General features: G+C 69.3%; 6 protein-coding genes. All 6 read left to right on the top strand.

Features of this window, described 5'->3' with window-relative positions; genetic code table 11:
- The first annotated feature begins 477 nt into the window (after window positions 1-477).
- The 6 genes from IEY98_RS11300 to IEY98_RS11275 all read left to right on the top strand — a co-directional run bounded on the left by IEY98_RS11300 (window position 478) and on the right by IEY98_RS11275 (window position 13,231).
- Window positions 478-1,935 (top strand): recombinase family protein, encoded by a 1,458-nt coding sequence (locus IEY98_RS11300; protein WP_229786818.1) that lies wholly within the window; start codon window positions 478-480, stop codon window positions 1,933-1,935.
- 459 nt (window positions 1,936-2,394) lie between these two features.
- A complete protein-coding gene (locus IEY98_RS11295; RefSeq protein WP_189210386.1) occupies window positions 2,395-3,627 on the top strand; it encodes a metallophosphoesterase family protein in 1,233 nt (410 codons plus the stop codon).
- Window positions 3,627-7,250, top strand: coding sequence for an AAA family ATPase (locus tag IEY98_RS11290; RefSeq protein WP_268244590.1), 3,624 nt, complete (start codon window positions 3,627-3,629; stop codon window positions 7,248-7,250). The genes IEY98_RS11295 and IEY98_RS11290 overlap by 1 nt, the downstream gene beginning before the upstream one ends.
- Window positions 7,251-7,638: 388 nt before the next feature.
- On the top strand, window positions 7,639-9,696 hold the full coding sequence (locus IEY98_RS11285; protein WP_229786817.1) for a tellurite resistance TerB family protein: 2,058 nt from the start codon (window positions 7,639-7,641) through the stop codon (window positions 9,694-9,696).
- A complete protein-coding gene (locus IEY98_RS11280) occupies window positions 9,693-11,027 on the top strand; it encodes an ATP-binding protein (RefSeq protein WP_189210383.1) in 1,335 nt (444 codons plus the stop codon). The genes IEY98_RS11285 and IEY98_RS11280 overlap by 4 nt, the downstream gene beginning before the upstream one ends.
- A 2-nt stretch (window positions 11,028-11,029) precedes the next feature.
- Window positions 11,030-13,231 (top strand): DEAD/DEAH box helicase, encoded by a 2,202-nt coding sequence (locus IEY98_RS11275; protein ID WP_189210382.1) that lies wholly within the window; start codon window positions 11,030-11,032, stop codon window positions 13,229-13,231.
- Window positions 13,232-13,279: the final 48 nt, after the last annotated feature.

The following is a 13,279-nucleotide window of genomic DNA, read 5'->3' as shown; positions in this document are numbered from 1 at the left end:
GGTTTTCAGGACCCGCACATTTCGCGCGGGTGGCAGCCTGCGGTGGCTGATGAGCTGATCGACGGGTTCGGTCGGATCACAGTGGAGTTCTTCGATGAAGGACGCTCTCGGGGGGAGGCCCAAACCGTGCCGCGGCTGTGCTGGCGGACCCGGGCGAGCAGCCGTCGAGAAGGCGGCCAACATTGGCTCGTCCCGATGATCAGGCGTAGTCGGACCCGCACCTCATCTCGGAAACCACGACCAGAGCAGGCTTCGCCCCGGGACAACAACCGGGCCCCTTGCAGCAGCGCGTGGCCTCGTACTGCTGGAACGAAGCCTCGTGGCGCTTGCCTTGGCGAGTGATTAGGTCGTGCACGTTCCCTGGCTACATCACTCAATCGGTTGAACCTTTTAGGGATGGACAGACCACCAGTACCCGCGATCACGTGTGCTCGTTGGACGGCGAGTCGAGTTGAAGCGGGTGAAGGGATAGGACCGGTGGATGTGCGCACGGCTGGGCGCAGGCGGCGGGGAGGTGTTCTGGATGTTCTGAGCGGGGGAGTGAGGTTCGCGTTCTACGGACGGACGTCGACGGTGGGGTTCCAGGATCCGGTGATGTCGGTGCGGTGGCAGCGGGATGTGGCTGAGGATGTGGTGGCAGGTCATGGCGTGATCGTGGCGGAGTTCGTGGATGTCGGGTTCTCGCGCAGGTTGTCGTGGGAGCAGCGGCCTGAGGCTGCGGAGTTGTTGGTGGAGGCGCGCACTGTGGGGCGGCGGTTTGACGCGGTGGTGGTGGGGGAGTATGAGCGGGCGTTCTTCGGGGACCAGTTCGATCAGGTGATGGCGGAGTTGTTCGAGTGTGGAGTGCGGTTGTGGCTGCCGGAGTTGGGCGGGCCGGTGGATCCGGGCGATCCGGTGGTCCAGGCGTTGATGCGGTTGTTGGGTGCGCAGTCGCGGCGGGAGGTGTTGCGGACGCGGGTTCGGGTGTTGGCCGCGATGGAGGCGCAGGTGCGTGAGCAGGGGCGGTTCCAGGGCGGTCGGCCGCCGTATGGGTATCAGGTGGTGGATGGGGGTGCACATCCGAATCGGGTGCACGCGCGGTGGGGGCGGCGCATACGGAGGTTGGACCGGGATCCGGCGACGGCGCCGTGGGTGGAGTGGATGTTCGCCCGGCGGTTGTCCGGACACAGTCTGGCGAGCATTGCGCGGGCGCTGAACGAGCAGGGTGTGCCGTGTCCGTCGGGTGTCGATCCGCAGCGGAACCGGCATCGGAGCGGGCAGGGCTGGGCGTTGCTGACGGTGGCGGCGATCCTGGGGAACCCGCGGTACACGGGCAGGCAGGTGTGGAACCGCCAGCGCACGGATCGGGATCCCACCGGCCAGGCCGGTGTGAGACGACGGGTGCAGCGGTGGAACGACCGCGACGACTGGGTGATATCCAAGGCGATCGTGCATCCGCCGCTGGTGGACGAACGGACGTTTGTGGCGGTGCAGCGGATCAGGGCCATGCGGCCCACACGCGATGGCGAGACCCGCACATACTTGCTGGCTGGCCTGCTTCGGTGTCGGGTCTGCGGGCGCCGGATGGACTGCCACTGGGTGCACGAACGGGCCGGGTACCGCTGCCGCCACGGACACAGCAGCACCCGATCCAGACCCGCACGGCACCCCAAGAATCTGTACCTGCGAGAAGACAGACTGCTGGAACGCTTACCCGAGGTAATCGCCTCGGTCCAGCACATGATCAGCGATCCGCCGGAGTCACCTCCGCCGCAACCAGAAGCCTTGACCGCGTTCCTCAGACTCCACGACCTGGCGATCAGCTGCGATCACTCGCAGCTGACTGTCGTGGCTGACACTCACGCGCTCAACGTGCCCCTTGGCCCATCAAGGCAGCTGACACTGCCCATGGAGATCACAGACCCCACGGCACGGAGAACCAATGCCGTGGGGTAATTATGTGTCCGAGCCCGAGTTGAACTTTCCGCCCAGCCCCTCTACCAGGAGGTTTGCTTCAAGGCTGGCGCTTAAGAGCGTTTGTTGGACCCGCACGTCGTGCGGGTCCAACCTGCAAAAGGCTCCATCTGGCGGTATTGGAGGTGAGGTTTGGCTAGGTTCACATCATTCCCGTTTGATCGCGCGGAGTGTGAGTAACCTTCCATTGGATCTTCACGAGTGCTTCGTGTCGAGCCGCGGCTTGGGTTCGGCAATGCGATGCCGATTGCGGGAGGTCCGACGTCGATGAGATCAGTTGTCCGAGATGAGGGTCGCTCATTCCTGACCGTGTGTTCACGTCCGGAAGGCCGTCCCACCCTGGTTATCCGATTGTGACAGGGCAGGGATGTATCACTCGGCGTCTGTGCGGCGACTAGGACGTCATGATGTTCATGATCGTCCACTCGCGGGCGGGGTGAAGTGAGCGGCGTCCGTGTTGTCCATGCGGCTGATATCCACCTCGACAGCCCGCTCGTGGGGCTCGCTCGCTTCGCCGATGCCGAGACCGTCGGGGCGCTGTGGGCAGCGTCCCGCGGGGCCTTGGCGAACCTGGTTACCTGCGCCATCGAGCATGAGGCCGATGCGGTGGTGCTGGCGGGTGACATCTACGACGGGGACTGGCGGGACTACAAGACCGGCAGGTTCTTCCAGCAGCAGATGAGCCACCTGCACGACGCGGGCATCCGGGTCTTCATGACGGCGGGCAACCACGACGCCGAGAGCGTCGTGACCCGGGCCGTGAAGCTGCCCGACAACGTCACGATCTTCAACGCCGACGAGCCGCAAACGGTGATCGACGACCATTTGGGGCTGGCCGTGCACGGTCAGAGCTTCGCGACGCGTGCGGTGACCCACAACCTCGTCCGAGCCTATCCGGACAGGGTCAACGGCTACGCCAACGTCGGGGTTCTGCATACCGCCGCCGATGACGCGACGGGACACGCCAACTACGCGCCCTGTTCGCCGCGTGACCTGAGCGCGGTTCGCTACGACTACTTCGCGCTCGGCCACGTCCACTCCCGTCGGATCGTCAACAGTGGGCAGTGGGTGGCGGCGTTCTCCGGCAATCTGCAGGGAAGGCACGCACGCGAGACCGGCCCCAAAGGTGCCCTTGTCGTCGATGTCCTGCCGGAAGGCGGTGCCCAACCGGAGTTTGTCGAGCTGGACGTCGCCCGCTGGGCCGCGCTGAAGGTCGACGTGACCGGTGCGCGGACCTTCGATGACGCGATGGAGTGCGTGCGCGTGGACCTGGACGCGGCGAACGAGGCGGCTGGCGGGAAGCGGCTGGTCGCTCGTGTGACGCTCGTCGGTGCCACACCCGCCGCGAGCGAGCTGACCGACGCCGAGCGCCTGCGGGACGCCGTTGACGCCGAAGCGCCTGCGTGGGTGACGATCGAGAAGGTCAGGTCGCAGGTGTCCGCGGCGAGCGCGGGCGACCGGATCGACCCAGAACTCCTCACGGCCATCCACCGGGCGAGGGAGGAGCCTGCCGCTGGCCTCGACGACCTCAGCGCGGACATCAAGGTGCTCGCCAGCGAGGTTCGCGCCGTCCTGCGCAGGCGTGGAGTGGATCTCGCCTCACCAGACCATCACTCCCAGGTGAGGGACAACGCGATCCGGGCGCTGGTCGCACACCTGTCGGGCGGTGCCTGATGCGCGTACGGAACCTCTGCTTGGAGCGCTACGGCGCGTTCGAGGACCGGTCGGTCGACTTCGGCTCCGGCCTGACCCTCGTGCTCGGGGACAACGAAGCCGGAAAGTCCACCACTCTCGACGCGTTCGCCGATGTGCTGTGGGCGATCCCGAACCGGTCGTCTAGGGCGTTCCGGCACGTCAGGCAGGCGTTGGCGCTGCGGGCGGTGCTGGAGCTGCCCGACGGCGACGAGCTGCGAGTGGTCCGCAAGGCGGCGCACCTCGTCGACAGCGAGACCGGGGAGTCCGTCGCGGAGTTCTGGCGCGGCGACGGGGACAGCCGCGAGAAGTGGGTGCGGTCCTTCGGGCTGTCCCACGCCGAGCTGCGATCCGGCGGGAAGGCCCTCATCGAAGGCGCGGGTGACCTCGCCGAACTCGTCTTCCGCGCCCGCAGCGGCTACGAGGTCGGACAGGTGCTCGACACGCTCACCAGGCAGGCCGACGAGCTGTTCAAGGCGCACGGGAACGCCAAGAAGAGCAAGATCCGGACAACGCTCCGGACCTATGAGGACGCCACGCGGGCGGTCAACGCCCGGGTAGCGGCAGCCGACGAGGTGGACCGCGTCCAGAAGGCCATCGCCGAGCTGACCGAAGCGATCAAGGAGCACAAGGCGGCTTTGCAGGAACGGCAGGCCGACCTGAGACGGTGGCAGTCGAAGCGGAGCGTGGCCGAGTCGATCCGCGCCATCGCAGTGCATCAGGAAGTCCTGGCCGAGGTGCGCGGCGCGGGGCCCTGCTTGTCCGCCGTCGATCTCGACCAGTGGCACACGCTCAACCATCAGCTCCACAGCGGTGAGGCGGAGGTCAAGGAGAAGGCCGAGGACCTCGCGGCGAAGAGACTCGAACGTACCGCCGTCGTGGTCGACGACGCCATCCGCGCGGACCGCGAGGTGATCGCCCGGCTAACCCGCGACGCGGGCCAGGTGCTGCGTGAGCGCCACACCGCCGAGGAACTGCGGCGTTCGGCCGCCGCCGCCGACGACGAGGCCAGGCAGGCGCTCGCGGGCATCATCGCCGTTCCCGACGGCTGTTCCACGGCGGAACTGCTGGGCCAGGTGTGGCTGGGGGAGGACCGGGTCGCCGAACTCAACAATCTCGCCGCCCAGCTGGCTACCGCGAACGACGATCTGGCCCAGCGCAGCAACCTGGTCGCCGAGGCCGAGGGAGAGGCGGCCAGCTTCGCCGCGCCCGACACGGCTCCGCAGAGCGCGGTGGCTGCCGTCCGCGAGGCGCTGCATGCCGTTCGCGACAGTTCGTCCGCCTGCTCGATCAGTTCCGCAGCCCGCGACAAGATCGTGTCGCTCATGGAGGAGAGGGCGACCGAGCTCCGTTCCCTCGACCTCCCCGCGTCCACCCGCCTCGGCCCGCTGCCGAACGAGATCGAGCTGCACCAGGCCCGGCAGTTGCTCGGAAACCTGACGGGTGAACTCGACAGAGCCGAGCAGGCGGTCACCGAGGCGGACAATGCCATGCTCGACGCGGAAACCGCGTTGAGAAACCTCGGTCCCCGAGACCTGGCGGACCCGGCGGCACTGGAGAGCGCGCGACAGGTTCGTGACGAGTTGGTCGCCGAGGCGATGCGGTCCTGGCTGGGCGGGCACTCGATAACCTCGGCACCGCACCTTCCGGTGGAGGTGGAGCGCGCCGTCGCCCGTGCCGACGAACTCGCCGATCGGCTGGCGGACGACCAAGCCGAGGCCACAGAGCACCAGCGGTTCCGAGAGCACCTCGAGCGGGCGATTGTCGCCGCTGATCAGGCCCGAGACGTCCTCGCTGAGGTGCGGAGGGACAAAGACGAAGCTCAGTGCCGATGGGACGGCCTGTGGAGCGGGACAGGCGTGCCCGCCCCGCCTCCGGACGCGGCGGCGCAGTACAGAGCAGTCCTGGCCGGCGTCCTGGTCCTCGACAGTCGCATCCTCACCGAGCAGGAGCGCCTGGCGCAGGTGCGTCATGAGGTCGACCGGCAGCTCGACCACCTCACCGCGTGCCTGGCTGAGGCTGGTCGGAACCGGCAAGGCGCGGACCTGTCCAGCCTCCTGCGTGCCGCCGAGGAGCTGGTAGAGCACGACGATGCGGCCCGCGAAGCGCGTGCTGTGCAAGCGCAGCAGTCGGAGCGGCTGCGCAAGCTCCGGGCCCAGCGCGACGAAGCCGAGATGCAGCGCGACCGGCTGAAGACGCGCTGGCAGAAGCTGGTGCCCGCGGGCGAGCTCACTCCGGTTGGATGGGCCCGCAGACTCGAGCTCGTCGACCAGGCTCGTGCCGCGCACTCTCGGGCGACCGCGCACTTTGCCGAGGCGGAGCAGGCGCAGCAGCGCTTCGTCGAGTTCAGCCGCGAGGTCGACACCCTCGCCGCTCGGCACCGCGTGGACCTAACCGATGTTCGGCAGCGGTGCGACGAACTCCAACGGCGGCTGGACGAGGCTGAGACCGCAGCGGCCGCCGCGAGCACGCTCGATCGGTTGATCGCCGACCTACAGCGCAAGCGCGACAGTGCCGACCGCGAGCTCGGCACCCTCCGCGAGGCGCTGGACGCCCTGGTGAGCAGGCTCGCGGTTGACGACCTGCACGCCGCGGCGCAGCGCGGTGCCCAGGTCATCGAGCTGGAGAAGGAACTGCGCACCGCCGAGGACCGCGTCCGCTCGGCGATCCCGGGCGCGGACGTCGAGGCCCTGGTCGCCGAACTGGCCGCACTTGACGATGACACGCTGGACCTTGAAGTGGCGCAAGCCGAGGATGCCGTCGCCGAGGTCGACGGCGCCCGGAGCGACGCCCAGCGGCGACTGGGCCAGGCCCAGCAGGAGCACCGGGAGCTCCTCGACCGCCCCGAGGTCGCCGAACTCCAGCTCCAAGCGGAGCAGCACGCGGCCGTGCTGGCCGAACAGGTTGAGGAGTACCTGACCACGGTCGTCCAGCGAGATGTCCTGGCCCGGGAACTGCGCCGCTACGAGGCCAAGCACGTCTCACCGCTGCTGGAAGAGGCGGGCAGGCTCCTGGAACGGCTGACCTCCGGCCGGTATGTGGCCCTGCAGACCCACGTCGCCGGCAGCGACCGCTACCTGCGGATCGTGGACGCCGAAGGGTCGTCGCGCGGTCCCGAGACGCTGTCGGAGGGAACCGCGGACCAGGTCTACCTGGCGTTGCGCCTCGCAGGGATCCGATCCCTGCAGGTCGGACGCCGGGCACAGGGCCTGCCCACTCTCCCTGTGGTGCTCGACGACGTGCTCATGACCTTCGACAACACCCGGGTCGGCGCCGCGCTGGAGGTCATGGCCGAGCTGTCCGAGCAGTGCCAGGTCATCGTTCTCAGTCACCAGGAGGATCTCGGGCGGGTCGCCACGGCGCTGGGGAACCCGGCGATCACCGTGGTCGGGCTGGAGCCCGCCCAGCCGATGCGCTCGATGTCCTCGGCCGAGGAGGTGCGCGCCCACGCCCGCACGACCGCAGCCGCACCGGCACCGGCGTCCCCCCGGATGGCGAACAGCGGCGACATCCGCGCCTGGGCGCGCCAGAACGGCTACGACGTCGCCGACCGGGGCAAGCTCCCCAGCGAAGTCAAGGAGGCCTACGACGCCGCCCACCGGTAGCAGCCGCTTACGGGAATGTCCGCTTCCGCATGTAACCGATCGCCCGCTCCCCGCGATGTAGGCGTGACGGTCGCTGATCATGACCGCTTGGGACGGAAAGGGCGCGCACCGCGTGGACGCTGTACTCGGCTTGGTGATCCTGGCGTTGGCCGCGTGGGCTCTATTTGCACTCGGCCGCGCCCTGATCAGGCTGATCCGGAAACCGGCCCGGGCCCGGCACGTCCTCCAGCCGCCCACTCCCGGGTACGTCCACCGAGGTGCGCCCGCGCCTGTCGGTGGCGTCGCCGCGCCCATGCGGTCGGTTTCCACCGCCGAAACGACCGACACGTTGCTGCGCCCGGTCCCGGAGCCACCTCGTGAACCGGAACCCCGATACGCGCAGGCCGCGGTGACGACGGAGGCGGCGCGCTGGTTTCCGCCGGGCGAGCCGGTGAACATCGGTGGCAAGGCGCTTCCCGACGGCATGCTCTACATTGGCCGCTCGCTGCCCGCCCCGCGCGGTGGGACCGATCCCGCGCTTGTGGACCCCACGCTGAAGATCGACCACCGCCGTCCCGACCACGCGGGCGAGACGATGGGGTACTGGCCCTCGTACACCGAGATCAGCCCACGGGCCAGGGGCGCCTACCTGCACTGGCTGGCGAGCGGTCGCCGCGACCCGCACGCCTACATCGGCTACCCGTTCCTGTTCCTCTACGGCATCGAGCGCAGACTCTTCGTGGACACCGAGCACTGCGGGCGGGAGGAACGCGCTGCCCTCCTGGCCGAAGTCCAGCGCCTAAACAGGGTGTACGCGGGAAACCGTTCCTTCGCGGGGTACACCGGCAGACTGCTCGCTGCCGTGGTCGAACCGGGCGGGGACTGGATCGGCCGTCCGCCTCCGGAGCCGGTCACCGAGTGGTCCTTCGAGATCCCGATGGACCTGCGCGTCGGGCTGGGCCAGCACATCGCAGCGAATGTGCCCTTGCCCGCAGAGTGGGCGCTGGCCTGGTGCATCGCGCACCCGGACACGCGGCGCCTGCGGACTCCGGCTACCAGGTGCCCGGAGGAGTTCACCGCGCTGTTCGCCCGCCTGTATCGGCGCGATCACGGTGAGGGCATGGTCCTCAAGAGACCCAAGCGCACCATCACGACCACCTACCGGCCCGCCAGCGCCGGGATCGGTGAGGTCGTCGTGGGCGTGGGTGACCTTCCCGACGTCAGCGGGCTCAAAGCCCCGCTGACCAGACTGGAAGCCCTGGTCGAAGAAGCGACCGACGCCCTCGACGCCTACAGCAGGTACCTCGGCCGCAATCCCGCTGCGCGAGGGACGGCCGCGGCGCTGGCGCTGCTGCCCGACGGCGTGGGCCCGACGAGCGCCGACGCCGAGGCGCTGTGGGCCTGGGCGCAAGCCCGGCTGGCCGAGGCCCCCAACGCCGTTGTTTCCACCGCCGACCTCGTGGCCCGCTGGCCCACGGCGAGCGGGAAGCTCGGCAAAGCCGACGTCGCGCTCATCGCACGGTTGCTCGACAAGCGGGGCTTCGGCATCGAGCCCGACGTCCGCTTCGGCGGCTCCACTCCGGCTGCGGGCGGACAGGTGGTGCTCTTCCGCCGCGGTGACGATGCCGCCGCGGCGCCCAGTGCGGAGTACCTGCCCGCCCAGGCCGTCATCACCCTCGGGGCCGCCGTCGCGCTGGCCGACGGCACGGTGTCGGCGCCCGAGCGCAGGCGCCTGCGCGACCACGTCACCTCGGCCTTCGACCTGTCCCACGACGAGGTGCTGAGGCTTGACGCCCACGCGTCGCTGATCATGGCCAACCCGCCGACGCCCGCCGCTCTCAAGCGGAAGCTGGCCGCCGTGCCTGCCGAGGACCGCGGCGCCATCGCCGACCTGCTCGCCGACATCGCCGCCTCCGACGGGGAGGTGAGCGTGCACGAGATCCGCACCCTCGAACGCCTCTACACGGCCCTGGGCGCCGACCCCGGCGAGGTCTACTCCCGTGTCCACGGCAAAGCGACCGCGGCCTCGGAACCCGTCGCGGTGCGGGTGGCTGGCGAACCGGTGGCGCGCGTTCCCATCCCGAAGGCGGTCTCCCGGGCGCAAGCACCGACGGGTGTCGGTCTGGACTTGGCGGTGCTGGCCCGCAAGCGGGCCGAGTCGCAGCGGGTCGCCGCCCACCTCGCGGAGATCTTCGCGGAGGAGGAGCAGGCCCCGCCACCGCCGCCTGCCGCGACGGCGGTAGCCGGACTGGACGCAGCCCATTCGGCTTTCCTGGCCCTGCTCGACACCCGGGACGAGTGGGACAGGGCCGAGCTGGAGGCCCGCGCGGACGAGCTGGGCCTGCTGCTCGACGGCGCCCTGGACACCATCAACGAAGCCGCTTTCGACAGCGTCGACGCCCCCTTCTGGGAGGGCTCGGACCCGATCCTGATCAACCACGACGTGGCGGAGGACATGCGCCCATGACCGGCTCGACCACCCGACTGCGGCCCCGCGACCGGGACGCCATCCTCTCCGCCCTGCGCACCGGTGTGGTGCCGCGCGCGGGCTTCCAGCACATCCAGGTGGGTCGGGCCGCGGAGATCACCGCCATGAGCGCGGACGTCGACCGGATCGCCGACGGCGGCTCGTCCGTCCGCTTCGTGATCGGTGAGTACGGCGCGGGCAAGACGTTCTTCCTGAACCTCGTCCGCTCCATCGCCGCGGAGCGCAAGCTGGTCACCACCTCCGCCGACCTCACCCCGGACCGGCGCCTGCACGCCAGCGGCGGACAGGCCCGCTCGCTTTACGCCGAGCTGATGCGCAATATGTCGACCCGGTCGAGCCCGGAGGGCGGCGCGCTGGCGGGCATAGTCGAACGCTTCATCACCTCGGCGGTCAAAGAGGCCGCGGCTACGGGCAGCACCCCAGCCGCGGTGATCTCCGGAAAGCTCGACGTCCTCTCCGAAGGCGTCGGCGGCTACGACTTCGCCCAGGTCGTCACCGCCTACTGGCGCGGTCACGACACCGGTGACGACGTGCTCAAGAACGCCGCCGTGCGCTGGCTGCGCGGCGAGTACGCCACGCGCACCGACGCCCGCGCCGCACTCGGCGTACGCACAATCGTTGATGACGCCAACTTCTACGACCAGCTCAAGCTGATGGCCGGGTTCGTGCGGCTCGCGGGGTACACCGGGCTGCTGGTGTGCCTGGACGAGATGGTCAACCTCTACAAGCTCGCCCACACCGGCGCTCGCAACTCCAACTACGAGCAGGTCCTGCGCATCGTCAACGACTGCCTCCAGGGTTCGGTGGCCGGTCTCGGCGTGTGCTTCGGCGGGACGCCCGAACTGCTGATGGACACCCGCCGCGGCCTCTACAGCTACGAGGCGCTGCGCAGCAGGCTTGCCGAGAACTCCTTCGCCGTCGGCGGACTCGTCGACTTCTCCGGTCCCGTGCTGCGGCTGGCGGGGCTCACACCGGAGGACATGTACGTGCTGCTGGAGCGGCTGCGCACAGTCTTCGCCGCCGGTGACCCGCAGGCGTACCTGGTGCCCGACGAGGCGCTGGTCGCGTTCATGGAGCACTGCTCACAGCGCATCGGGGACGCCTACTTCCGCACGCCGCGCAACACCATCAAGGAGTTCGTCAACCTGCTCTCGGTCCTGGAGCAGAACCCCGGGGCCGACTGGCGGGACCTGATCGGCTCGGTCGACGTGCGCGTCGAGGAGAACCCCGACCTGGAGCCGCTCGCCCCGGAAGCCGAGGCGGCGGCCGAAGCGGACAGCGACGACGAGCTGGCCTCGTTCCGGATGTAGCGGTGGGCGAGTCCAATTTCCCCCTGCTGCACCCCGACGTGCAGCGCTGGGTCTACCGCAAGGGCTGGCGCGACCTGCACCCGGTGCAGGACGCCGCCATCCCCGTGGTGCTCCGCGGTGACGCCGATGTGCTCATCGGCGCCTCCACGGCCTCCGGCAAGACCGAGGCCGCGTTCCTGCCGATCTGTTCGGCACTCGCCGGGGAGCCGGGCGGGGCAGGCGTCCAGGTGCTGTACGTCAGCCCGCTCAAGGCGCTGATCAACGACCAGTTCCGGCGAGTGCAGGAACTGTGCGAGGACCTGCACATCGCCACCCACCGCTGGCACGGGGACGTCGCCGCGTCGAGCAAGGCCAAGGTCCTCAAAGCCCCCTCGGGCATCCTGCTGACGACACCGGAGTCGTTGGAGGCGATGTACGTCCTGCGCGGCAGCCGCGTGCCGTCGCTGTTCGCCGGACTGCGGTACGTGGTCGTTGACGAGCTCCACGCCTTCCTCGGTGTCGAGCGAGGCGTGCAGTTGGTGTCCCTGCTGCACCGCCTGGAGACAGCGCTGCGCCGCAGGGTGCCCAGGATCGGCCTATCGGCGACCTTCGGCGAGATGTCGCTGGCCGCCGAGCAACTGCGACCCGGCCGGGTGTACCCGCTGTCCCTGATCGAATCGCCGGGCGACGGCGGTCAGGAGATCCTGGTGCAGGTCCGCGCCTACACCGATCCTCGACCGGACCCGTCGGGCCCGGCCGTGCCGCCCGCCTCCCGGCGCATCGCCGAGCACCTGCACGCCAAGCTGCGGGGCACGACCAACCTCGCCTTCGCCAACTCTCGCGCCGCCGTCGAGGAATATGCCGTCGAGCTTGCCAGGCTCAGCGAGGAGGCAGGACGAGCCAACGAGTTCCACCCGCACCACGGCTACCTCGCCAAGGAACTGCGCGAAGAGGTCGAGGACATGCTGCGCGACACCACGCGCCCGGCCACGGCGGTGTGCACCACGACCCTGGAGATGGGCATCGACATCGGGGACATCGCCCAGGTCGCCCAGATCGGGCCGCCGTCGGCGGTCTCCTCGCTGCGCCAGCGCCTGGGCCGCTCGGGCCGCAGGCCGGGCAAGCCCGCGGTGCTGCGCGCCTACGTCGAGGAGTTCGAGCCCGACCCGCGCACGACGCTGCCGGACCGGCTCCACCCGCGGCTGGTGCAGACCGTCGCGGTGATCGACCTGCTGTTGGAGTCGTGGTTCGAGCCTCCAGAGCCCGCGGCGACCCACCTGAGCACCCTCGTGCAGCAACTGCTGTCCACCATCGCCCAGCACGGCGGCGCCTCCGCGCGACAGGCGTTCTCCGTGCTGTGCGGGCCAGGCGGGCCGTTCCACGGGATGCCGCAGGCCGACTTCGCCACTCTGCTGCGCGATCTGGGCGACCACGACGTGTTGACCCAGATGAACGACGGCACCCTCGTGCTCGGCGTCCGCGGCGAACAGACTGTCAACCACCACAGCTTCTACGCGGCATTCCACAGCGCCGACGAGTACCGCCTGGTCGCCGCAGGCCGCACCCTCGGCGCGATGCCCATCGAAGTCCCGCTGTTCGAAGGCATGCCGATGGTCTTCGCCGGTCGTCGATGGCGTGTGCCGTCGGTAGACCCCGAGCAGAAGGTCGTGGAGCTCGCTCCCGCCCCGGCAGGGAGGGCCTACCTTCCCGGCACAGCTTCACACCGCGTGCACACGCGGGTACGCACCCGTATGAGACAACTCCTGTCAACCGCAACCATGCTCCGTTACCTGGATACCCGCGCCCAAGACCTGCTCACTGCGGCCCGCGCCGTCTACCGCGACTCCGGCCTCGACACCGGGAGCATCATCGGTGATGGGCCCGACACTTTCGTCTTCCACTGGTGCGGGGACAAACAGGCAGACACCCTCGCCGCGCTCCTGCGCGACCACCGCCTCGACGCCATGGCGGACGGCATCGTCCTGGTGGTCGCGGGTACCACCCCGCCACACGTCCGCGACTGCCTGGCCGAAATCGTCTCCGGCCCCACGCCAGAGGCGACCACGTTGGCGGAGAAGGCTCTCGACAACTGTCTGGGCAAGTACGACGACTGGATCAGCGACGGCCTGCTGACACACCAGTACGCCGCGCGGATGCTCGACGTGCCCGGCGCGATAACCGCCGCTGCCGAGGCTTTGAGAACAGGGGCTTTGCCGCTGACCTGACCGCTCTATTGCCGTTGTGGATGGTTCGAGAACCCCTGCCCGCTCAAT

Origin of the sequence: Actinokineospora fastidiosa (assembly GCF_014648415.1) — a bacterium.
Classification (GTDB): Bacteria; Actinomycetota; Actinomycetes; order Mycobacteriales; family Pseudonocardiaceae; genus Actinokineospora; species Actinokineospora fastidiosa.
This window is presented reverse-complemented; position numbering and strand designations above follow the sequence as displayed.